22 protein-coding genes are annotated in these 21,014 nt (G+C 57.6%); 15 read left to right on the plus strand and 7 right to left on the minus strand.

Annotation, left to right across the window (positions count from 1 at the left end; genetic code table 11):
* Positions 1-2: 2 nt before the first annotated feature.
* The gene (locus J0X15_RS14530) at positions 3-554 is read right to left on the minus strand and encodes a hypothetical protein (protein ID WP_206942218.1); all 552 of its coding nucleotides are present in this window, start codon (positions 552-554) and stop codon (positions 3-5) included.
* 141 nt (positions 555-695) lie between these two features.
* Here J0X15_RS14530 and J0X15_RS14535 point away from each other — a divergent pair, with 141 nt between their 5' ends.
* The 6 genes from J0X15_RS14535 (at position 696) to J0X15_RS14560 (ending at position 6,245) form a co-directional block, all read left to right on the plus strand.
* Positions 696-1,601, plus strand: a complete 906-nt coding sequence (locus J0X15_RS14535) for a glutaminase (protein ID WP_206942220.1) — start codon at positions 696-698, stop codon at positions 1,599-1,601.
* Positions 1,602-1,903: 302 nt separating this feature from the next.
* Positions 1,904-2,302 carry a succinate dehydrogenase, cytochrome b556 subunit gene (gene sdhC / locus J0X15_RS14540; RefSeq protein ID WP_206942222.1) on the plus strand — a complete coding sequence of 133 codons (399 nt, stop codon included), beginning with the start codon at positions 1,904-1,906 and terminating at the stop codon, positions 2,300-2,302.
* 11 nt (positions 2,303-2,313) lie between these two features.
* Positions 2,314-2,697, plus strand: a complete 384-nt coding sequence (gene sdhD, locus J0X15_RS14545) for a succinate dehydrogenase, hydrophobic membrane anchor protein (RefSeq protein WP_206942225.1) — start codon at positions 2,314-2,316, stop codon at positions 2,695-2,697.
* A gap of 5 nt (positions 2,698-2,702) precedes the next feature.
* Complete coding sequence (gene sdhA / locus J0X15_RS14550; protein ID WP_206942226.1) at positions 2,703-4,529, plus strand: succinate dehydrogenase flavoprotein subunit; 1,827 nt, start codon at positions 2,703-2,705, stop codon at positions 4,527-4,529.
* 15 nt (positions 4,530-4,544) lie between these two features.
* Entirely contained in the window at positions 4,545-5,402 is an 858-nt protein-coding gene (locus tag J0X15_RS14555; protein WP_209015352.1) for an FkbM family methyltransferase, read from the plus strand.
* 60 nt (positions 5,403-5,462) lie between these two features.
* Entirely contained in the window at positions 5,463-6,245 is a 783-nt protein-coding gene (locus J0X15_RS14560; RefSeq protein ID WP_206942227.1) for a succinate dehydrogenase iron-sulfur subunit, read from the plus strand.
* 269 nt (positions 6,246-6,514) lie between these two features.
* Here J0X15_RS14560 and J0X15_RS14565 read toward each other — a convergent pair whose 3' ends face one another.
* Positions 6,515-7,345, minus strand: coding sequence for an aldo/keto reductase (locus J0X15_RS14565; protein WP_206942228.1), 831 nt, complete (start codon positions 7,343-7,345; stop codon positions 6,515-6,517).
* A 295-nt stretch (positions 7,346-7,640) separates the two neighbouring features.
* Here J0X15_RS14565 and msrA point away from each other — a divergent pair, with 295 nt between their 5' ends.
* On the plus strand, positions 7,641-8,285 hold the full coding sequence (msrA, locus tag J0X15_RS14570) for a peptide-methionine (S)-S-oxide reductase MsrA (protein WP_206942229.1): 645 nt from the start codon (positions 7,641-7,643) through the stop codon (positions 8,283-8,285).
* A 10-nt stretch (positions 8,286-8,295) separates the two neighbouring features.
* On the opposite strand, the gene J0X15_RS14575 is transcribed toward msrA, so the two are convergent.
* Entirely contained in the window at positions 8,296-9,126 is an 831-nt protein-coding gene (locus tag J0X15_RS14575; RefSeq protein WP_206942230.1) for a LytTR family DNA-binding domain-containing protein, read from the minus strand.
* A gap of 80 nt (positions 9,127-9,206) precedes the next feature.
* Between J0X15_RS14575 and J0X15_RS14580 the strand changes: the two genes are divergently transcribed.
* On the plus strand, positions 9,207-9,728 hold the full coding sequence (locus J0X15_RS14580) for a hypothetical protein (protein ID WP_206942231.1): 522 nt from the start codon (positions 9,207-9,209) through the stop codon (positions 9,726-9,728).
* 10 nt (positions 9,729-9,738) lie between these two features.
* Here the strand turns inward: J0X15_RS14580 and recQ are convergent, their stop codons facing one another.
* The 3 genes from recQ to J0X15_RS14595 form a co-directional block, all read right to left on the minus strand.
* Positions 9,739-11,601, minus strand: a complete 1,863-nt coding sequence (gene recQ, locus J0X15_RS14585; protein ID WP_206942232.1) for a DNA helicase RecQ — start codon at positions 11,599-11,601, stop codon at positions 9,739-9,741.
* Positions 11,602-11,714: 113 nt separating this feature from the next.
* Positions 11,715-12,608 (minus strand): 1-acyl-sn-glycerol-3-phosphate acyltransferase, encoded by an 894-nt coding sequence (locus J0X15_RS14590; RefSeq protein ID WP_209015353.1) that lies wholly within the window; start codon positions 12,606-12,608, stop codon positions 11,715-11,717.
* A 148-nt stretch (positions 12,609-12,756) separates the two neighbouring features.
* Positions 12,757-13,137, minus strand: a complete 381-nt coding sequence (locus tag J0X15_RS14595; protein WP_206942431.1) for an MAPEG family protein — start codon at positions 13,135-13,137, stop codon at positions 12,757-12,759.
* 291 nt (positions 13,138-13,428) lie between these two features.
* On the opposite strand from J0X15_RS14595, the gene J0X15_RS14600 reads away from it, so the two are divergent.
* Positions 13,429-13,881, plus strand: a complete 453-nt coding sequence (locus J0X15_RS14600) for an arsenate-mycothiol transferase ArsC (protein WP_209015355.1) — start codon at positions 13,429-13,431, stop codon at positions 13,879-13,881.
* A 45-nt stretch (positions 13,882-13,926) separates the two neighbouring features.
* On the opposite strand, the gene J0X15_RS14605 is transcribed toward J0X15_RS14600, so the two are convergent.
* Complete coding sequence (locus tag J0X15_RS14605) at positions 13,927-14,628, minus strand: GNAT family N-acetyltransferase (protein WP_206942233.1); 702 nt, start codon at positions 14,626-14,628, stop codon at positions 13,927-13,929.
* A gap of 181 nt (positions 14,629-14,809) precedes the next feature.
* On the opposite strand from J0X15_RS14605, the gene J0X15_RS14610 reads away from it, so the two are divergent.
* The 6 genes from J0X15_RS14610 to sucD all read left to right on the plus strand — a co-directional run bounded on the left by J0X15_RS14610 (position 14,810) and on the right by sucD (position 20,957).
* Entirely contained in the window at positions 14,810-15,331 is a 522-nt protein-coding gene (locus J0X15_RS14610) for a protease inhibitor Inh/omp19 family protein (protein WP_206942234.1), read from the plus strand.
* Between the two features lie 73 nt (positions 15,332-15,404).
* Positions 15,405-16,172: a DUF7662 domain-containing protein gene (locus J0X15_RS14615; protein WP_206942235.1), complete on the plus strand. Its 768-nt coding sequence runs from the start codon at positions 15,405-15,407 to the stop codon at positions 16,170-16,172.
* A 262-nt stretch (positions 16,173-16,434) separates the two neighbouring features.
* Positions 16,435-17,634, plus strand: coding sequence for a cell division protein ZapE (gene zapE, locus J0X15_RS14620; protein ID WP_206942237.1), 1,200 nt, complete (start codon positions 16,435-16,437; stop codon positions 17,632-17,634).
* Between the two features lie 173 nt (positions 17,635-17,807).
* Entirely contained in the window at positions 17,808-18,770 is a 963-nt protein-coding gene (gene mdh / locus J0X15_RS14625; protein WP_206942238.1) for a malate dehydrogenase, read from the plus strand.
* 79 nt (positions 18,771-18,849) lie between these two features.
* A complete protein-coding gene (sucC, locus tag J0X15_RS14630) occupies positions 18,850-20,049 on the plus strand; it encodes an ADP-forming succinate--CoA ligase subunit beta (protein WP_206942246.1) in 1,200 nt (399 codons plus the stop codon).
* Complete coding sequence (sucD, locus tag J0X15_RS14635) at positions 20,049-20,957, plus strand: succinate--CoA ligase subunit alpha (RefSeq protein ID WP_206942248.1); 909 nt, start codon at positions 20,049-20,051, stop codon at positions 20,955-20,957. The genes sucC and sucD overlap by 1 nt, the downstream gene beginning before the upstream one ends.
* Positions 20,958-21,014 lie beyond the last annotated feature (57 nt).

Consider the following 21,014-nt stretch of genomic DNA (forward strand, 5'->3'; position numbering starts at 1 on the left):
GTCTAGATCGACTGAAGGTCGAGAAGGGCCATCGTGTCGGCGGGCTGCCGCGTGGCATTTTCTTGTCTGGCTTCCTGCAGTCTGTCGAACAGGGCAAGCGTCTGGTCGTACCATTCTAGGGGATCGCCCCGCTTTGCGGCGAAGTCTCTTTGTTCTGCCATGGATCCGGCAAGGTCGGACCGCCTCGTCGGGTCGAAGGTGCTTGGATCTCCTCCAAGGCTCTCAATCATGTGCATGCGGAATTTCTCACCGCGTGTTACAAGCAGGCCCAATCCATCAAAACTGACGCCGCCGGCCTCTGAAAGCTCATCAGCAAGCTGATCGATCTCCCTGGGTGAAATGTTGTTGAGGTCGTATCGCGACATGATCTCCGACAAAGCGGATGATGAGCTTACGTCGGGGGTGGTAGCATTTTCCCGGTGTGCGAATGTTTTTACCGCCTTCTCCAACTCAGCTATCCAGCTCCTGGACGAACCGTTTGTAGGAGAAGATTGGCTGTTTTCCTGGGCTTGTGAAGCAAACCGCCCGAGGCCCGTTCCGGTGATCGCCATCATCTGGGTTCCTTCAATGGTCAGGGAGAAAATTTAAGCAAGTGTCATGCCGTTTTGTCTCGCAGGAGGATCTGAGTGCCGGCAGACCAGAGACATGAAGGTGTCCCTTCCGTCGAGGCCTCCAGATGTGGCACATAGGGAGTTATGAAAGACCTTCTCGACCAAATTCACACAGCACTTGGCGGATCTCCGGATCGTGGCAACGTCGCGACCTACATTCCCGAATTGGCCAAGGTTGATCCGGGGCACTTCGGAATTGCCGTGGCGACCGTGGATGGCCAGGTCTTTACCGCCGGTCATGCGGATGTGCTGTTTTCCATTCAGTCTGTTTCCAAGGTCTTCGCCCTCGCGCTTGCGCTTGGAAAGGTCGGAGACGCCTTGTGGAAGCGGGTGGGGCGGGAGCCTTCTGGGCTGTCCTTCAACTCGTTGCTGTTGCTGGAGCGGGAGAATGGCATCCCGCGCAATCCCTTCATCAATGCCGGGGCACTGGTCGCCACAGATACCTATCTGGGCGAGTCGTCACCGCGGGAGGCGCTGGGTCAGTTACTGCGCTTCATCCGTTCCGCCGCAGACGATGATACTATTCATATCAATGATGAAGTTGCCGCGTCTGAGGTGGCGACCTGCCACAGAAACCGCGCACTGGCGCATTACCTGGCCTCCTTCGGAAATCTGCATGCCGAGGTGGAGAAGGTTATCGGTACCTACTCGCATCAGTGTGCCGTGGAAATGAATTGCAGGCAGCTTGCCCTGGCCGGGCGTTTCCTGATCAACGGGCCCGGAATGCCGCGCCTGATTTCCAGTGAGCGAAGGCGGCGTATGGCGGCTCTGATGATGACTTGCGGTCATTACGACGGGTCCGGCGATTTTGCATTCCGGGCGGGTTTACCAGGCAAGAGCGGCGTCGGTGGCGGTATCTTGGCGTTTGCGCCTGGCCGTGCATCGATTGCGGTCTGGTCTCCCGGTTTAAATGAATACGGCAATTCCAAACTAGGAACCGAGGCCATTGAACTGTTGGTACGGGAAACCGGATGGTCTGTCTTTGCCTGACGGCGAGACTGGATCCGCAGTCGTGGCAGTTAATTTTTCAAGGATTAGCCTTTGGGTGGGTTTCTTGAAATTTTGCGACACTAGGCGCCATGCTGCGATCTAATCGAATTAAAGGGCGCAATTGACTGGATTTTACGATGCAGTGCGGCAAAAATTCACTGCTAATCGGAGAACTCGTTTAGATTTCGCCACTAGGATGCTTTGACGAACCGAAGCGTTGGCGCTAGAACGCTTCTAGACAACGCCTTGTATTGCTTACGCTTACGTTAACGTAAGACTGGCGTCGGACGGGAGAGAAATCCATGTCGAATGCCGACCTGAGGGGCAATCGCCCCCTGTCGCCCCATCTTCAGATCTACAAGCCCATCCTCACGATGGTGGTGTCGATCGTCCACCGCATCACCGGTGCCGCCCTTTACTTTGGAACGATTCTTTTGGCCTGGTGGCTGATCGCAGCCGCAGCTGGCCCGGAGTACTTTGAGTTCGTGAACGCGATCTACGGCTCGATCATCGGCCAACTGATCCTGTTTGGATTCACCTGGGCCCTGGTGCATCACATGCTGAGTGGTGTTCGCCACCTGATCTGGTCGCTGGGCAAGGGGTTTGAACTCAAGTTCGCCGAGTGGATGGCGCGCATCACCATCATCAGCTCCGTTTCACTGACGATCCTTCTTTGGATCATCGGCTATCTGGTTCGTTGAGGGGAAACGTCATGTCCGATTTACGCACTCCGCTCTCCAGGGTACGCGGCCTTGGTTCGGCGAAGGAAGGCACAGATCACTTCTGGAAACAGCACGTCACGGCATTTGCCAACGTGTTCCTGATCTCCTTCTTCGTGATCCTCGTGATTTCCATGCAGGGCGACAGCTATGAAGGCGTCCTTGCGACGCTTGAAAATCCGCTGGTGTCCATCTTGCTGTTGCTGGTGATCCTCTCCGGAATCTTCCACATGAAGCTCGGCATGCAGGTGATCATCGAGGATTACGTTCACGGCGAAAGCCTCAAGTTCTTGACCTTGATGGCGAATACATTCTTCTGCGTTAGCGTTGGGCTCGGCTGCATCTTTGCCGTGCTGAAAATTGGCTTTGGAGGCTGACCCGAATGGCCAAGACTTATGAGTTTGTCGATCACAACTACGATGTAGTGGTGGTTGGCGCTGGTGGCGCAGGTTTGCGTGCGACCCTCGGCATGGCCGAGCAGGGCCTGCGCACCGCCTGCATCACCAAGGTATTTCCGACCCGCTCCCACACCGTCGCGGCTCAGGGTGGCATCGCTGCCTCCTTGAAGAACATGACGCCCGACAGCTGGGAATGGCACATGTATGACACGGTGAAGGGCTCCGATTGGCTCGGAGACACCGACGCCATGGAATATCTGGCCCGTGAGGCCCCGAAAGCAGTCTACGAGCTGGAGCACTATGGTGTGCCCTTCTCGCGGACGGAAGACGGGCGCATTTATCAGCGTCCTTTCGGCGGCCACATGCAGAACTTCGGTGAAGGTCCCCCCGTTCAGCGTACCTGTGCCGCTGCCGACCGGACGGGCCACGCCATTCTGCATACGCTTTATGGTCAGTCCCTGCGCAACAACGCCGAGTTTTACATCGAGTATTTCGCGCTTGATCTGATCATGTCCGACGACGGCGTGTGTCAGGGCGTGATTGCCTGGAACCTCGACGACGGAACAATCCATCGCTTCACGGCCAAGTCCGTGGTTCTGGCGACGGGCGGTTACGGCCGTGCCTACTTCTCTGCGACCTCTGCTCACACCTGTACCGGTGATGGCGGCGGCATGGTTGCCCGCGCAGGGCTGCCTCTGCAGGATATGGAATTCGTTCAGTTCCACCCGACCGGCATCTACGGCTCCGGCTGTCTGATTACCGAAGGCGCGCGCGGCGAAGGTGGCTATCTGGTCAACTCCGAAGGCGAACGCTTCATGGAGCGCTATGCGCCATCGGCCAAGGATCTGGCGTCGCGTGACGTTGTCTCGCGCTGCATGACCATGGAAATCCGTGAAGGCCGTGGCGTCGGCAAGGACAAGGATCATATCTTCCTGCATCTGGATCACCTTGATCCAGCCTTGCTGCATGAGCGCCTTCCGGGCATTTCGGAATCGGCGAAGATCTTTGCCGGTGTCGACCTGACCAAGGAGCCGATCCCGGTTCTGCCGACGGTTCACTACAACATGGGCGGCATTCCGACCAACTACTGGGGCGAAGTCGTCAGCCCGACCAAGGATGATCCCAACCGGATCGTACCGGGGCTGATGGCCGTCGGTGAAGCCGGCTGTGCCTCCGTGCATGGTGCCAACCGCCTTGGTTCCAACTCGCTGATCGACCTTGTGGTCTTCGGGCGTGCTGCAGCCATCCGTGCCGGTGAAGTCGTGGATCCGAAGACCGCTGTCCCGACTGCCAACGCCGCATCCTGCGAAAAGATCATGGATCGTTTCGACAATATGCGGAACGCCAATGGTTCCACGCCGACAGCAGATCTGCGCGACAAGATGCAACGCACCATGCAGGAAGACGCTGCCGTCTTCCGGACCCAGGAAAGCCTGGAGCAGGGTTGCAAGCGCATGAGCGCGATCTGGGGAGAGATGAAGGATCTGAAGGTCACCGACCGCTCAATGATCTGGAACTCCGACCTTGTCGAAACTCTCGAGCTGGAAAACCTGATGGCCAACGCCATCACGACGGTTTATGGCGCGGAAGCCCGCAAGGAAAGCCGTGGCGCCCATGCACGTGAGGACTACAAGGATGGCCCGCTCGGTGGCCGGAATGATGACGAATGGCGCAAGCACACCCTGGCCTGGGTGAATGACGCCGGCGACGTCAAGCTGGATTACCGTGCGGTTGTCACCGAGCCTTTGACCAAGTTCGAGGACGGCGGCATCGACATGAAGAAGATCGCGCCAAAAGCGCGCGTCTACTAAGGAACGGAAAGACCCTTGAGCGTATCTGCGACCCTCATGGACACGGTCAGTCCCTTCGGCACCTACAAGGCCGAGGGACTGGTCCGCTATGCCTGGCAGCTGGCGGATCGTCATGATCTGTCCGTTTCTCTGCGCAAGCGGATCCGTGCTCTGGTGTCGCGGGTCTTCAAGGGGCCGTATGACACGGAAGTCGACGGTCTCCGGTTCCGGATTTATCCGGGCCAGAACTATGATGACCGCAAGATTCTGGCCAAAGGTCGACTGCCGGAACGGGCGGAGCACAAGCTTCTCAAGCCTTTTCTGATCTCTGGTTCGGTCTTCGTCGATGTCGGAGCCAATATCGGCAGCTACACGCTCTTTGCGGCCAGCTGCGGGGCTGAGGTTCTGGCGGTCGAGGCCAATCCGGAAACGGCTGCCAAGCTGCGGTTCAACCTTCAGGCCAACGGTCTTGCCACTGACGTCTGCAGGGTGCAGTTGGCGGAAGTGGCGATTGGCGACAAGGCAGGAACGCTGTCTCTTTGGACAGAGCCGTCGAATTGCGGCTTTGCCACGCTGGTTGAGGATCTGACCACCGGCGAATGGGCGGGTGACTGGACACCGAAAGAGGTCACTGTCCGCCCGCTTGCCGATGTGGTGGCGGACAAGGGGCTGAAGCGTATCGACGTTTTGAAGGTGGACGTGGAAGGCTTCGAGGATCGTGTGGTTCTTCCTTTCTTGCGCACCGCTGACCGGGTCTTGTGGCCTCGTGTCATCATGCTTGAAACCAACTGCCGGCCGCATTGGGTCGAGGATTGTACTTCCGAACTGGAAATCCTCGGGTACCGCGCTGCCGGATCGACAACAGACAACACCGTCTTCGAGCTCGGCTCTTAGGGATCGGTGATTTTAGCGGCCCGGACGCGAACCCAGGGCCCAAACGCGGAGCGATGAAAAATGGTTCAGCTGACGCTTCCCCGGAACTCTCAGGTGACGGAAGGCAAGGTTTGGGACAAACCTGCCGGTGCGACCAACTTGCGGGAATACCGGATCTACCGCTGGAACCCGGATGATGGACGCAATCCGCGTGTCGACACCTACTTCGTCGATACGGATGACTGCGGCCCGATGGTTCTCGACGGCCTGATCTACATCAAGAACAAGGTCGACCCGACCCTGACCTTCCGCCGGTCCTGCCGCGAAGGCATCTGTGGCTCCTGCGCGATGAACATCGACGGAACCAACACCCTGGCTTGTACCAAAGGTACGGATGAGGTTGCTGGTGATGTTGTGAAGATCTATCCGCTGCCGCATATGCCGGTGGTGAAGGATCTGATCCCGGATTTGACGCGCTTTTATGCTCAGCACCGCTCCATCGAGCCATGGCTGAAGACGACGACGCCACAGCCTGAGAAGGAATGGCGCCAGTCACACGAAGACAGGCAGAAGCTCGACGGCCTTTATGAGTGCATTCTCTGCGCTTGCTGCTCGACTTCCTGCCCGAGCTACTGGTGGAATGGCGACCGCTACCTCGGCCCGGCCATCTTGCTTCAGGCTTACCGTTGGTTGATCGACTCGCGCGATGAGGCAACCGGTGAGCGTCTCGATGATCTTGAAGATCCATTCCGCCTCTACCGCTGCCACACCATCATGAACTGTACTCAGGCGTGCCCGAAGGGTCTGAACCCTGCCAAGGCAATCGCCGAGATCAAGAAGATGTTGGTCGAACGTCGCGTCTGATTTTTCGAGATGGAAATTGAAATTAGAAAAGCCGCCCCAAAAAGGCGGCTTTTTTGTTTGAAGTCTGGTCTCGGCTCAGCTTGCTGGTTCAAAGTTACAAAAAGTATCACCCTGCCGCGTCATGCCATAGCTCGACCATGGCATCCATGCTGTTGCATCTCGACAGCCTAAGGTGTCGATGAAGTGGGTTTACGGCATGGATTGCCGGATCGAGTCCGGCAATGACGCACACCGCTTCGTATGACGCGCGAAGTCGGAAACACCGAAAATCAGAAATCCGCCGTCAGGGGATCTGGCCCGAGTCGGTTCTTGGTATCGTCGAGCTTGGCCAATGCCGCCAGGTCGTCCTGATCCAGCTTGAAATCGAAGACGTCGAAATTCGCCTTGATCCGCTCCGGGTTGGAGGACTTCGGGATGGTCACCAACCCCATGTCGATATGCCAGCGGATGAGCACTTGAGCCGGTGTTTTACCGTGCTTCGTGGCAATCTCGACAAGCACGCCATTGTCCATCAGCTTGCCCTGCCCAAGCGGGCTCCAGCTTTCAGTGACAATGTTCTGGCTGTCGTGAAAGGCACGGAACTCTGTTTGCTGAAAGTCCGGGTGCAGCTCGATCTGATTGATGACCGGCTTCACGCCGGTTTCCGACACCAGCCGGTCGATATGGTCCGGATTGAAATTCGAGACACCGATGGATTTGATCCGCTTTTCCTTCTGAAGCTGGATGAAGGCTTTCCATGTCTCGACGTAGAGGTCCATTTTCGGCGCGGGCCAATGGATCAGGTAGAGGTCGACATAGTCGGTGCCCAACCGCTTCAAGCTCTCCTCGAAGGCCATCAACGTCGCTTCATATCCCTGGGCGTCATTCCAGAGTTTGGTGGTCAGAAAGATATCTTCCCGCGCGACGTTCGAGGTTTGAACTCCCTTGCCGACGCCCTCCTCGTTGCCGTAGATCGCAGCCGTGTCGATATGTCGGTATCCGGCATTCAGCGCGGCCTGCACTGCAGCTGAAGCGCCGTCATTCGGCGTCTGATAGACTCCGAGCCCAACCTGAGGAATGGCGTTGCCATCTGAAAAGGTGATCATTGGTTGCTCAACCATTGTCAAAGCTCCTTGCTGGAAATCTTAGCGGGCAAATGTACTGCCCTGAAGGTGGGTTCTGGGAGAACTGTCTTGCGCGGCTGTCCTCTACGTGGTCGCCACAGCGACAAAATCAAGGAGAAGGGGTATCCGGGTGTTTCACTTCGGTTCAGGCCCAGGCCCAGTTCTCGGTCTTCTCAGCATTGACTGCGGTTCAAGAAACCTCTCGTGACGCCGGAATCTCGATTTTGTGTAGCGACTTGAGTTGCCTTTCGGCGGGGGGCTCTTAGTTTCCAAGCTAACTTTGGAGGCACTCATGTTGAAACACGTCGTCGCAACCGCGCTTTTGCTGACCTCATCCCTGGCGGTCACACCTGCGGCCCAGGCTGAAACCGCGATCCTGGCGGGGGGCTGTTTCTGGTGTGTTGAATCTGACCTTGAAACGGTCGCAGGGGTTCGCGATGTCGTTTCGGGCTACGCGGGTGGGATGAGCCAGAACCCGACCTACAAGACTTATGAAGACGGCGGCCATAGGGAAGTGGTTCAGGTGGACTTTGACGAGGGCAAGCTGAGCTACCGTCAGCTGGTTGATATTTTCCTGCGCACCATTGATGTCACAGATGCCAAAGGCCAGTTCTGCGATCGCGGGCATGCCTATTCCTCGGCGATTTACCCTCTGACCGATGCCCAGGCTAATACTGCTCGGGCAGCGGTAGCCGATGCTGAGAAGGTGCTGGGTGACAAGATCATCACGCCGGTGGAAGGCAGCGTTTTGTTTTGGCCAGCGGAGGCCTATCACCAAGGCTATTACAAATCCGATGCGCGAACCCTAACCCGCTTTGGTTATGTCACTCGTGCCACTGCCTACAAGGGCTATCGCAAGGCCTGCGGACGCGATGAGCGGGTGAAGAAAGTCTGGGGTGAAGAAGCCTTCAAGGGCGTTGCCAAACACGGCTCCTAATCAACAGACCTTAGCGGCTGGAAGGCAACAGTCCGCGCGCTTTCAGCTCAGGCAGATAGGTCCGGCTGACGGGAAGGATAGGGCCGTCGCTTGTGTGAATGAGCGTCTTGCCATTCTCGCGGCTTACTTTTTCGATGGCATTTTTCGCAACCCAGTGAGACCGGTGGATTTGCAGCCCGTCTGTCTGATCGATTTCCTCGATCGCGTCCTTCAATCGCAGCAGCAGAAGCTCCCGTCCCTTCACGGTGGCAACTTCGACGTAATGGTCACTGACGGAAAGCCAACGCAGCGGCGATCTCTTTTCCACGGGCAACCTTCGTTGCAGCCTGTCGAGCACCGATGATGCCTCCGCAGAGCTGTTCTGAGGGTCAGGCGATGTCCGCGAGTTACGAGAAAAAATGGCCAGATTGAGGGCCACCACTCCGCCAATGATGAGACAGTTCAGGAATTGTCGGAGCAGGTAGCCCGTATTTGTCAGGTCCGCCTGAAAGAAGATCAGGTTTAGAATGAGGATGGCAGGCAATACCGCCAACCCGGCAGCAAACCCGGCAAGAGCGTAGCAGAGCGGTCGGGCGAGACCGGCGAGCCTCAGCGTGTGCCCGACCATTGAACCCGTCAAGTTGCCGATCCCAAAACCACTTGCGACGATCAAACTCCAAAACAGCAGTCTGGGCAGCAGCGTCATGTCGTCCGATGTGCCGAAGGGGCCCGACAGCGTCAATATGCAGATGACTCCTCCCACAATGGCATAGGTTCGCCGATCACTCAGCAGCCCGTGCATTTCACGAAGCGCCAGTTGCAATGGTCTGCCATCTGCGAAGTTCTGGTGTGTTTCATTCATGTCGCGTTGCCCGGTCTGCTCAAAGACTGCCTTCCTTGGCCTAGAAATAGCGTAACATTCTCAGCCATTGGAATTGCAATATGACTTTCTATGTCGAAATTATCCGACATACCCCCTCAGGTGTCTGGCTCTTGCTGGTCTATTGCCTCTATGCCGCAATATCGCAACTGAGGGTGCGGCAGGTCCGGCCACTGACGGTGCTGATAGTCCCAGCCATCTTCGGTTGTCTTGCCGTGGCTCGGGGACTTCAGGGCAGTCACGCGCCGATATTCTGGCTTGGGTGTTTCACCGGGCTCGTGCTGGCGTGGAGTGCATTGTTGATGACCCGCCCGGTGTCTCAGCATTTGAGAAATGGGCGGCTACAGACAGGGCGTGACTTTTTTGCGGCCCTTTTGATCCCCATGACATTCATCGGGCATTATATCACTGGTGTGCTCCAGGCGCTGGAACCGGGGGCCTTGCTGACTTCGCAGGCGCAATTCATGATGGCAGTTCTGATCACCTTGCCTGCGACCTATATGGGCACGAGAGCGGCTGGATATCTGCGCAACAAAGCTCAGTCAGTCGTGAGGACCGACGCGATTGAACCGGCCGTGAGTTGAAGGCGGATACTCAGACGCCGGCTTCGAACGCCTCGACCAGTTCGATAAATTCGCGGCCGTATTTCTCCAGCTTTGATTGGCCAACGCCGGATACTCCAAGCAGGGCGTCGTCGTTGGTCGGCCGGGCCTTGGCGATGCCGGCCAGCGTGGCATCGGGGAACACCACATAGGGCGGCACTTCATTTTCGCGGGCAATCTGCGTTCTCATCCGGCGCAGGCGCTCAAACAACAGCCGGTCGTCCTGATCGAGTTCGTCGGCCAGGCCGGCGGAGCGCTCGCCACGGGATTGCTTGAGACTGGAGGCTGCACGGTCCTTACGAAGACGCACGGTTTCCTCGCCGCGTAAAACAGCCCGGGCCCCCTCTGTCAGGATCAGAGCGCCGAAGTTGGCGTGGTCCACATCCATCAGACCGGCAGCGACGAGCTGGCGTGCCACCGACTGCCACATCTTCGGAGAGCGTTCCTTGCCGATGCCATAGACACTCAGGTCTGAGTGGCTGAACCGAGCGATCTTTTCGGTCTCTTTGCCGAGCAGAACATCGACGACATGTCCGGTTCCGAAGCGCTGACCGGTGCGGTAGACAGCCGACATGAACTTCTGCGCAGCTTCCGTTCCGTCCCAGGTCTCCACCGGTGACAGGCAAGTGTCGCAGTTGCCACAGGGCTTCGGATAGGTCTCGCCGAAATGGGCGAGGAGGGACTGGCGACGACATCCGACCGTCTCGCAAATACCCAACAAAGCGTTCAGCTTGCCGTTCTCAGCTCGCTTGACCTCCTCGGGGGCATCGCCTTCCGAAATCATTCGTCGGCGCTGCACCACATCAGCCATGCCATAGGACATCCAGGCCTCTGATGGCGCGCCGTCGCGGCCCGCGCGGCCAGTTTCCTGATAATATGCCTCAATGGAAGACGGCAGATCCAGATGGGCTACGAAGCGCACATCAGGCTTGTCGATACCCATGCCGAAAGCCACTGTTGCCACCAGACACAGGCCTTCTTCAAGCAGAAAGGCATCCTGATTGGCGGCGCGCACTTCCGGCGGCAGGCCGGCATGATAGGGAAGGGCCTTGAAGCCCTTGGCCTTCAGCCATTCGGCAATGTCCTCGACCTTGGCGCGAGACAGGCAATAGACGATGCCGCTCTTGTCCGTGTGCCGCTTCAGAAAATCGAGCAATTGCTGACGCTGGTTCTGCCGTTCGACGATCTCATAGCGGATGTTCGGGCGGTCGAAACTTGTGGTGTAGATGTCGGCCGTGTTGAGCTGCAGACGCTCGATCAGGTCGTCGCGGGTGTGCGGATCGGCGGTCGCAGTCAGAGCCACGCGGGGAACGCCGGGATAGCGCGCGCCCAGTGTGGCCAGTGAGAGATATTCGGGGCGGAAGTCGTGGCCCCATTGGCTGACGCAATGAGCCTCATCGATCGCGAAAAGGGCAATGTTCAATGTGTCCAGGAAGCGGCGAAAACCTTCATTGGAAAGCCGCTCGGGTGTCACATAGAGCAGCTTCAGACTTCCGTCTTGCGCCCTGGCCCGCACGTCATCCTGCTCTTGGGGAGTGAGGCTCGAGTTCAGAGCTGCTGCAGCCACGCCGGCCGCTTCCAGGGCGCCGACCTGATCTTTCATCAAGGCAATCAGCGGCGAGATGACGATGCCGATGCCCGGGCGACACAACGCAGGGATCTGGAAGCAGAGAGACTTGCCCGCGCCGGTCGGAAACAACACCACGGCATCGCCACCCCCAATCAGGGTGTCAATCACTTCACGTTGGCGCCCTCGAAATTCAGGATAGCCGAACACGGTGCGCAACACGTCGCACGGGTCTTTAGAGGTCGAATCGAAAACGGCGTCCGCGGCAAGCGGCTGCGAGGCTGGCATGTGTGGCTGATCCCTTGAGCTCTCGCCACCTTTCATGATTTGCACGAGAAGGGCAATCTTAGCCTATGGATGTCAGAGCTTCGCCCCCATGCAAACGGGGATATCTATCAGCTTCAGGGCCGGTAGACAGCATTTGCATCATTGCCCAGCGTTTCGGCACAATGGACGCGCAGACTGTCCGCCAGCGTGTTGATGTTGCCCTGAAGGTCCGTGGCTTCGATCGGTCTGCCGAAGTGCACCAGGAACTTCGCCTGCTTCTTGTTTAACAGCTCGTTGAAAACCGTCATGTCACGCAGGTCTGTCGAAAGGCGAGAGAGAAAGTAGAACAGGCCGGAATTGCGCCCGCCCATATGCATTGGAATGATCGGCGCGCCATTTTTGCGCGCCAACGCAATGGCCGATGTCATCCAGGGGCGCTCTGTGAGTTTGCCTTCGTTCCAATAGGCCAGACGACCAGAGGGGAAGAGCACCACGACCCGTTCCTCGGTGAAAGCTCGGGCAGTCAGCGACAGGGTCTCACGGGTTTTCTGCCGGCTCTTGAATTCGTCGCGCCATTCGACCGGAACAATCATGTCAGAGAGACGCGGATTGATGCGGATGGCATCCCGATTGGCAAAGATGGAGAGATCCTTGCGGCGGGCTTTGATGGCATCGAAAAGGGCTATACCGTCGGCGATACCTGTGGGGTGGTTGCAAACCAGAACAACTGGGCCGGTCTCCGGGACATTTTCCAGTCCGCGCACAGTCAGGTTAAGTTGCAGTAAGGCACTAAGGTATTCAAACACCTCCTGCGCGGGGAGCGCTTCAATCGCCCCGGCCATATCGACGGCCTCCCGGTAGCGCAGCACCTTGAACGCCAGCGGGCGCAAAAGCGGCCACCAGGGCTGGTGCATGACGTTCTGCCCACGCTCATAGATTAGCGTATCGACGGTCTCTTGCGCGTTTGTGGCCGGTTTGGTGCGGCCCTTGTGTCTGATGCTTGCCGCAGAAGAGGTGGAGAGGGCCACTCGAGGTCCTTTATGTTTGCCTGCCACACGTCAGACAGATCGTTAGCCCAGTCAGGGCAGACTTGCAATTATCGCCAGGAGGACAGCTGGACAGTTACAGGTTGATCGGCTCAGGCGGTGCTTGGTCTTTTGATCACCCGCGTCCCTTCTATACGCTCCAGAGCGGCGATGTGAAAATGGCCACCGCACTGATGTATCCGGCGGTCCACGCAAGTGAACGCGGTGTCGGGCGGTCAGCATAATAGCAGCCGATGTAAATCAACCGCAGCAATAGAAACAGCATGGCAAGCTTATCGATCCAGTCGGGATTACCACCTTGCCACAGACCTACGATCACCGAGACGGCGAAAAATGGAAAAACCTCAAAGCCATTGGCATGCGCTGCAAGGGCGCGGGATCGGAATCCGGATTTCCAATAGTCGGGGTCCCGTGGTGTGCGGTTGCTGAATTCCCGATTGAGTTTTGCCGGAAAAAGGGTGGCCATGGGCAGAATGGCAGCGGCGAGGAGGCACCAGATGGCGATGGGCATGGTCACGGCGTAATCCAGAGTTGGCATTGTTCACAGGGGACTTCAGGCGTCTGCCACAAGGCTGCCTTGCCTTCATGTCAAAGACAAGTCGCAGCCGCTTGGGAGAGGCGGTCTGAATGCGATGCGGCCCGCAAGTAACTGAGGTCAATGCGTCATCCGCTGAATTTCCCATCTCCTGGGATCTTTTGCATGTGAGCTGCGTTTGAGACCTGCCTGTCATATGTGTGCCGACTCCTGCAGGTACAAAACCCGCAGTCGAATCGATCGGCATCCTCACTTGGAGAAATCGACGTGTCGAAAACCACGGTCCTGTTCCTTTGCAGGGACAATGCGTTGTTGGGTCCGCTCGCCGAGGCCTATTTTAATCGGCAGGGCGGTGGTCTCGTCCGCTCCTTTTCAGCTGGCGTTGATCCGGTCGATGAACTCGACAGCAATGTGACAAGACTCCTGTGCGCGCGTGGAATGTCGGTCGATGGGCTCGGGCCGAAAAGCTTTGAAGTCTTTACAATGGCCCACGCTCCGTTGCCGGACCGGTTGATCGTGCTGGACGGGTGCTTTTTGCCGGAATTGCCAAAACCGTGGCAGGGGGAGGTTCCGGTTCATAACTGGTGCGTGGCCGCAGGGGTTGGATATCCCCGCTCCTATTCCGCTGCAGCAGAATATTTCCGCCGGATCCGCAACGCAGTAGATCGGGTGCTGGAGCCCGGGCCGCGAGAGACTTATCCGTCCACCCGCGTCGCCTGACCTTTGGTCTGGATACTGTTTGGCGCCAGTAGACTTCGTTTGTGACTAGACGGCGGCACAGATCCGAATGACCTCACGCGTTTCGTCTCTAACACGCCGAAATCCGGAAGATGCGTTCGGGCTCAGCAATCCGATGACATCGCCGCGCTCGAAACTCAGATTGGCTCCGAATTTCTTCGCCAGCGCCTGCATTCTGCGGTTGGTCGAGAGGCAGTTGACATACATCAGGCGCACGTTGAGGGCTTCGGCCTCCAGCAAGGTCAGTTCCATCAGTCGGGTGCCGATGCCCTTTCGCCGCCAATCGGCTTCGACGCTAAAGGCGGCTTCTGACTGATGCAAGCCGTTGTCCTGGGCCAGCAGACCACGCAGTTCTCCGGCAGCGCGAATGGCTCCCTCTTCTTCATAGGCGAAGATCACGGAGTCGAGCGAGAAGGCTGTTTCTGCATAAGTTTGCAGAAAGGCATCGCTGGCGATCATGGCGAAGCGATTGCGGCGGGCTTCCGGGTCGAGCCTGAGGAGATGTCCAAGAAATTCGGATTTATCGGCGCTGGTCAGTCTTCGAATGCGGACGTCGTGGAAAGCCGTATGCAGATCCTGATGCACCTGGCCAGACGCGTCGGGCGACAACCAGCACAGGTCAACATGCGGCAAATTCTTTGCGAGTTTGTTGGTCAGGAAGGTCACGACGGAAGACAATCGACGGTACACCGACGAGAAATCCGGGAGAGGGAAACGAGGCAAGGACACGTGACGTGCTCCAGATTCTAGAACAGATCCTCCCGTTGCTCCTCCAAGCTGCGAAACTATACGCAAATTCGACAAATTAATTCAATAACTATGTATCGCTGTTCCTGGGCTTTTGCTTTTCCTGTGAAGCCTGCGGTATGAGTTGAAACAGTTTTGCGGCGGTATAGGGATGGGACGACAGATGAAACAGATGATTACGTTGACGGTAGCGCTGGGCTTGGCCTTGTCGGTGACAGCCTGTCAGCGCTTCTCTTCAAACCGGAATTACGCGGCGCCTCTTCCGGCGACGCCGACGACCCCGGTTGGCCAGGGCGCACTGCAACCACTTGATCCGCTCGCTACCCCAGGTGTCGGTCAGGTCAGCCAGGAGCCGTTGCCCGGTGAAACGCAGGTGGCAGCGATTGAACCGACAGGCGCCAAGGATGTCAGCCGGTCCGACATGGCAGGCGGTTGGAAGCTGGTCTCAAGCAACGACAGCTGCATGGCCTTCATGGCACTGACGTCCTGGTCGGGCGGTTATCGCGCCAACACCCGTGGTTGCAATAGCGTCGAATTGTCGAGCATTTCGGCGTGGAACATTTCCGGCAAGCAGGTGATTCTCAAGAACGCCGACGGTCAGGCTGTCGCGACGCTCTATGCGGCATCGGATGTTCAATTCAACGGCCAGACGGCCACAGGCGCTCCGGTTTCATTGAACCGATAGCAACTTTAAATAAATGATTGCACGTATTGCGCGCAAAGAGGGAATTGCTATTGTGCCTTAGGGGGTACTTACAATGGCAAAATATGAACCTTTGCGCGCTCACCTCGTGCAATTGGAGGGACTGACCTGGACAGCCAAGCTCGTCGAGATTGAATCGATCTTGGGGTCCAGGCTCCCCAACAGTGCAGTTCGTCACCGCACATGGTGGGCAAACTCGGGCGGTAATCTGGTCCATCAGAATGCCTGGCTGGAGGCTGGCTGGCGGGTCGATAAAGCGGATCTTGCGCGCGGGGCCGTCATGTTTCGACGAGCTCATGTGCGTGGGGTGGTGACTTCCCGTTCTCCTGAGCCCATCGCGCAGGATACAACCGCCAGACGTTCGAAAGCTGCACCTGATCTTTCCAGACAGCATGAACTCCTCGAACAGCCCGTGACTGTCACGTTGCGGGCGCAATGGACTATGGTCGGCATTCTGGATGAGCTGTCCGATGCGGCTGACTGGATCAATGATGAGGCGACCGTTTTGCGGATGGTGGCATTTCAAAAGAATGATCCGGCATCCGTGTTGATCAGCTGTGGTCGGTTGCGGCAGGCGATCGGAGCGCTGCGCAGTCTGGCTGCCAGTACGGCGGGGCAAAAGAAGCTGTTCTCGGGTATTCCTGCCGCAACTGGCAGTGCGATGGAAGTGCATATGCTGCAACCGGGCAATGCCTGGCTTCTGGCGGATGGCCAGAGCCGGAAGGCCGATCTCGCCCTCGCTGAGGAACGTCGTATGGTTGCCCAGCTTTTATTGCTGCAAGAACGCCAGAGCGGCCGAGGTCAGAAGCTCTTGTCGCTCTGAACGGTTCTGCTGAAAGCATGTGTTCCGGTGGATGGCTTGGGTGTCTACCCGTCAGGTTCGTTGGAAGGGCGGTGGGGCTGCTGTCGGCTGCTTCGTTGGGCACCGTCACCCGTGATCTGACGAAAGTCGTGAGCTTTTAAACCAATTTAAAAGGGTTCACGGCGATTTTCCCGGTCAGTCTCGGCGGGCAAGTCCTTGCATAACGTGTCGATTAGTCCTATGCCGCCCACGATGAGCGATTGATTGTCCTGAGTCTGACCCCATGGATCTCGGACGTCCGCTCAACCACGGAGCGTCAGCTTTGAAAGTCGATTTGCCGGTCAGCCGGGCCCTGCAGCATAAGTATGAGGCCCTCGTTTCCGCGGGAGAAATCTCCGAGGATCCGATCCAGCTGGACATTGTCCGCCGCCTCGATCAGCTGAACACTGACCTTTCCCAATTACGTCTGGCGACGAAGAAAAGCTCCTTGGGCTGGCTTTTCAAGCGCAACCGGCAGACACCGGAGCACGTCCAGGGGCTTTATCTCTGGGGCGGTGTCGGTCGCGGCAAGACCATGATCATGGACTTGTTCATGGAAGTGGCTGTTGTGCGACGCAAGCGCCGAGCGCATTTCCATGAGTTCATGGCCGATGTGCATGAGCGTATCCACGCCTATCGCCAGGCTTTGAAACGCGGGGAGGTCAAGGGCGATGACCCGATTGCTCCTGTCGCCGCCCAGCTGGCGGAAGAGACACGGCTTCTCTGCTTCGATGAATTCTCCGTCAACGATATTGCGGATGCCATGATCCTGGGGCGTCTGTTCACTCAGCTGTTTGCATTGGGGGTGGTGGTCGTGGCCACATCCAACGTCGATCCGAAGGATCTTTATAGAGATGGCCTCAATCGACAGCTCTTCCTTCCTTTCGTCGAACTTCTGCAGCAGAACGTTGATGTGGTGATGCTGGACAGCCCGACTGATTACCGGTTGGAGAAGCTGGCTGGCGCGCCGATCTACATCAGCCCACTTGGTGGCGATGCTCAGGAGCGCATGAACGAATTGTGGCGCAAGCTTACCCATGGCGTGAAGGCCAGGCCGGAAGAGCTTGAAGCCAAGGGGCGCAAGATCCCGGTGGCAGTTGCGGCCGCCGGCGCGGCACGCTTCAGTTTCGAGGAACTGTGCGCCCGACCGTTGGGTGCGGCCGACTATCTGCGCATCGCCCATGCCTATGGTACTGTGTTTCTGGAGGATGTCCCGGTGATGTCCAAGGCGCGTCGCAATGAGGCGAAGCGTTTTATCAATCTCATCGACGCCCTCTACGACAATGGTATCAAACTCGTCATTTCTGCTGAGGCGGAGCCCACGAGCCTGTATGTTGGCGAAGGGGGAACGGAGTCATTCGAATTCGATCGCACGATCTCTCGATTGATCGAAATGCGGTCGGAAGCTTACCTGGCAGGTAATGTCAGGCAGCAAAACGCTTAAGTTGCATTCCCAATAGGTCAACTATGGGAAATGGAATAAAGGCGAAGCAAACGCGGATTCTGCGCAATATCCTTGTGGTAAGGTTGCGTGGGTTCGTTAAAGAGAGTAGTGCCATCCGCAGTCATCACCGGATGGCATAAGGTTCCATCTTACGTAAAGGGAAACTTTCGGACATGGCGCGGAACAAGATTGCTTTGATCGGCTCTGGACAGATCGGCGGAACACTCGCTCATCTCGCTGGCCTCAAGGAACTCGGAGACATTGTTCTCTTCGACATCGCGGAAGGTGTCCCGCAGGGCAAAGCGCTCGACCTGGCGGAATCATCCCCGGTTGACGGATTTGACGCGAAACTGGCAGGTGCCAACGACTACGAAGCCATTTCAGGCTCCGACGTTGTCATCGTGACTGCCGGCGTGCCGCGCAAGCCGGGCATGAGCCGTGACGACCTGCTGGAAATCAACCTGAAGGTTATGGAGCAGGTCGGGTCTGGCATTGCCAAGTATGCCCCCGACGCTTTTGTCATCTGCATCACCAACCCGCTCGACGCCATGGTTTGGGCGCTGCAGAAGTTCTCCGGCCTGCCGGCGAACAAGGTGGTCGGCATGGCTGGTGTGCTCGACAGTGCCCGCTTCCGCTACTTCCTGGCGGATGAGTTCAAGGTCTCCGTCGAAGACGTGACGGCCTTCGTTCTTGGCGGCCACGGCGACACCATGGTTCCGCTGACCCGTTACTCAACAGTGGCGGGCATTCCGCTGACCGATCTTGTCAAGATGGGCTGGTGCACGGCTGAGCGTCTGGAAGAAATCGTCCAGCGCACACGTGACGGCGGTGCTGAAATCGTCGGTCTGCTGAAGACCGGCTCCGCATTCTATGCACCTGCATCGGCTGCCATCTCGATGGCGGAAAGCTACCTCAAGGACAAGAAGCGGGTTGTTCCTTGCGCTGCTGCCCTTGACGGTCAGTATGGCCTGAAAGACACCTACGTTGGTGTCCCTGTGGTTATTGGTGCAGGCGGCGTAGAGCGTGTCATCGAAATCGACATGACTGCCGATGAAAAAGCCATGTTCGACAAGTCCATTGCATCCGTCGCAGGGCTGGTCGAGGCTTGTAAAAAGATCCAGCCGGCGCTGGCCTAACGGCTTTAACGCGTCCGCTCGTACTTAAAAGTGATCGCCGCGTCCCCTCGCGGCGGTCCTCCGACAACGGGGGAAACCTATGAATATCCATGAATATCAGGCCAAAGCGGTTCTGAAGGAATTTGGCGCGCCGGTTGCTGAAGGCATCGCCATCTACTCAGCCGATGAGGCAGAAGCTGCTGCCAAGAAGCTTCCCGGACCGCTCTGGGTCGTCAAGTCCCAGATCCATGCGGGTGGCCGCGGCAAGGGCAAGTTCAAGGAACTCGGCCCCGATGCCAAGGGCGGTGTTCGCCTTGCTTTCTCTCTTGAGGAAGTGACGGCACACGCCAAGGACATGCTCGGAAACACCCTGGTGACCGCGCAGACCGGTGATGCCGGCAAAGTCGTCAACCGTCTCTATATTGAAGACGGTGCCGACATTGAGCGCGAGCTTTATCTCTCCATCCTCGTGGACCGTACCTGCGGCCAGGTTGCTTTCGTGGTCTCCACAGAAGGCGGCATGGACATTGAGGCTGTTGCTGAAGAGACACCTGAAAAGATCCACAATCTGCCGATCAGCCCGGATACGGGTGTAACGGACGCAGATGCTGGCAAGCTTTGCGATTGGCTGGAACTGACCGGCGCTGCTCGCGAAGACGGCATGAAGCTGTTCCCGATCCTCTACACGGCCTTCGTGGAAAAGGACATGGCGCTGCTGGAAGTGAACCCGCTGATCGTCATGAAAGATGGCCACCTGCGCGTTCTCGACGCCAAGGTCTCCTTCGATGGCAACGCCCTGTTCCGTCATGACGACATCTTCGCCCTGCGCGACGAGTCCGAAGAAGACGCCAAGGAAATCGAGGCTTCCAAGTACGACCTGGCCTATGTGGCACTCGATGGTGACATCGGCTGCATGGTCAATGGGGCCGGCCTCGCCATGGCCACTATGGACATCATCAAGCTCTACGGCTCCGAGCCGGCGAACTTCCTTGATGTTGGTGGCGGCGCCACCAAGGAAAAGGTCACAGCAGCGTTCAAGATCATCACCTCCGATCCGAACGTTAAGGGCATCCTCGTCAACATCTTCGGTGGCATCATGCGCTGTGATGTGATCGCGGAAGGTGTTCTGGCTGCTGTCACCGAAGTCGGTCTCCAGGTGCCCCTGGTTGTCCGCCTCGAAGGCACCAACGTTGAACTCGGCAAGAAGATCATTTCTGAAAGCGGAATGAACGTGATCGCAGCCGATGACCTCGACGACGCCGCCCAGAAGATTGTCAAGGCCGTGAAGGGGGGCGCATAATGTCCATCCTCGTCAATAAAGACACGAAAATCATCGTTCAGGGCCTGACCGGCAAAACCGGCACGTTCCACACCGAACAGGCTCTGCAGTACTACGGCACCAAGATGGTCGGTGGTGTACACCCTAAAAAGGGCGGATCCACCTGGTCCAGTGGGGTTGATGCTTCGGCTGAACTTCCGATCTTTGCCAGCGTTGGCGAAGCCAAGGAAGCCACCGGCGCAGATGCTTCCGTGATCTATGTCCCGCCGGCAGGCGCTGGCGCTGCGATCATCGAAGCCATCGATGCGGAAGTTCCGTTCATCGTCTGCATCACCGAGGGTATCCCGGTCGCCGACATGATCAAGGTGAAGGCGAAGCTGGAGAAGTCCAAGTCTCGTCTGCTTGGGCCCAACTGCCCTGGTATCCTGACCCCTGAAGAATGCAAGATCGGCATCATGCCGGGCTCCATCTTCAAGAAGGGCTCCGTTGGCGTCGTCTCGCGCTCCGGCACGCTGACCTACGAGGCGGTCTTCCAGACCTCCAACGCAGGTCTCGGCCAGACCACGGCTGTCGGCATCGGCGGCGATCCGGTGAAGGGCACGGAGTTCATCGACATCCTGGAAATGTTCCTGGCCGACGATGAAACCAAGTCGATCATCATGATCGGTGAAATCGGTGGTTCTGCAGAAGAAGAAGCAGCTCAGTTCCTGATGGACGAAGCCAAGAAGGGCCGTAAAAAGCCGATGGCTGGCTTCATTGCCGGACGTACCGCTCCTCCTGGCCGCACCATGGGTCACGCCGGTGCTGTGATCTCCGGCGGCAAGGGCGGCGCGGAAGACAAGATCGCAGCCATGGAAGAAGCTGGCATCAAGGTGTCGCCTTCTCCTGCGAAGCTTGGCGAGACGCTTCTTGAAGTTCTCAAGGGCTAATGCATTTAATGCCACTTGCGCGACGTAATTTCTTTACGTTTCGCTAGGCATGATGCC

It is taken from the genome of Roseibium limicola (assembly GCF_017313085.1).
Lineage (GTDB): Bacteria > Pseudomonadota > Alphaproteobacteria > Rhizobiales > Stappiaceae > Roseibium > Roseibium limicola.

Coding starts and splice junctions, on each gene's coding strand:
- J0X15_RS14560 (WP_206942227.1), top strand. CDS start 5,463: ATGGTTCAGCTGACGCTTCCCCGGAACTCTCAGGTGACGGAAGGCAAG.
- J0X15_RS14615 (WP_206942235.1), top strand. CDS start 15,405: ATGGCAAAATATGAACCTTTGCGCGCTCACCTCGTGCAATTGGAGGGA.
- J0X15_RS14565 (WP_206942228.1), bottom strand. CDS start 7,345: ATGGTTGAGCAACCAATGATCACCTTTTCAGATGGCAACGCCATTCCT.
- sdhA (WP_206942226.1), top strand. CDS start 2,703: ATGGCCAAGACTTATGAGTTTGTCGATCACAACTACGATGTAGTGGTG.
- J0X15_RS14610 (WP_206942234.1), top strand. CDS start 14,810: ATGAAACAGATGATTACGTTGACGGTAGCGCTGGGCTTGGCCTTGTCG.
- msrA (WP_206942229.1), top strand. CDS start 7,641: ATGTTGAAACACGTCGTCGCAACCGCGCTTTTGCTGACCTCATCCCTG.
- J0X15_RS14595 (WP_206942431.1), bottom strand. CDS start 13,137: ATGCCCATCGCCATCTGGTGCCTCCTCGCCGCTGCCATTCTGCCCATG.
- mdh (WP_206942238.1), top strand. CDS start 17,808: ATGGCGCGGAACAAGATTGCTTTGATCGGCTCTGGACAGATCGGCGGA.
- sdhD (WP_206942225.1), top strand. CDS start 2,314: ATGTCCGATTTACGCACTCCGCTCTCCAGGGTACGCGGCCTTGGTTCG.
- J0X15_RS14575 (WP_206942230.1), bottom strand. CDS start 9,126: ATGAATGAAACACACCAGAACTTCGCAGATGGCAGACCATTGCAACTG.
- J0X15_RS14535 (WP_206942220.1), top strand. CDS start 696: ATGAAAGACCTTCTCGACCAAATTCACACAGCACTTGGCGGATCTCCG.
- sucC (WP_206942246.1), top strand. CDS start 18,850: ATGAATATCCATGAATATCAGGCCAAAGCGGTTCTGAAGGAATTTGGC.
- sdhC (WP_206942222.1), top strand. CDS start 1,904: ATGTCGAATGCCGACCTGAGGGGCAATCGCCCCCTGTCGCCCCATCTT.
- J0X15_RS14580 (WP_206942231.1), top strand. CDS start 9,207: ATGACTTTCTATGTCGAAATTATCCGACATACCCCCTCAGGTGTCTGG.
- J0X15_RS14530 (WP_206942218.1), bottom strand. CDS start 554: ATGATGGCGATCACCGGAACGGGCCTCGGGCGGTTTGCTTCACAAGCC.
- recQ (WP_206942232.1), bottom strand. CDS start 11,601: ATGCCAGCCTCGCAGCCGCTTGCCGCGGACGCCGTTTTCGATTCGACC.
- sucD (WP_206942248.1), top strand. CDS start 20,049: ATGTCCATCCTCGTCAATAAAGACACGAAAATCATCGTTCAGGGCCTG.
- zapE (WP_206942237.1), top strand. CDS start 16,435: ATGGATCTCGGACGTCCGCTCAACCACGGAGCGTCAGCTTTGAAAGTC.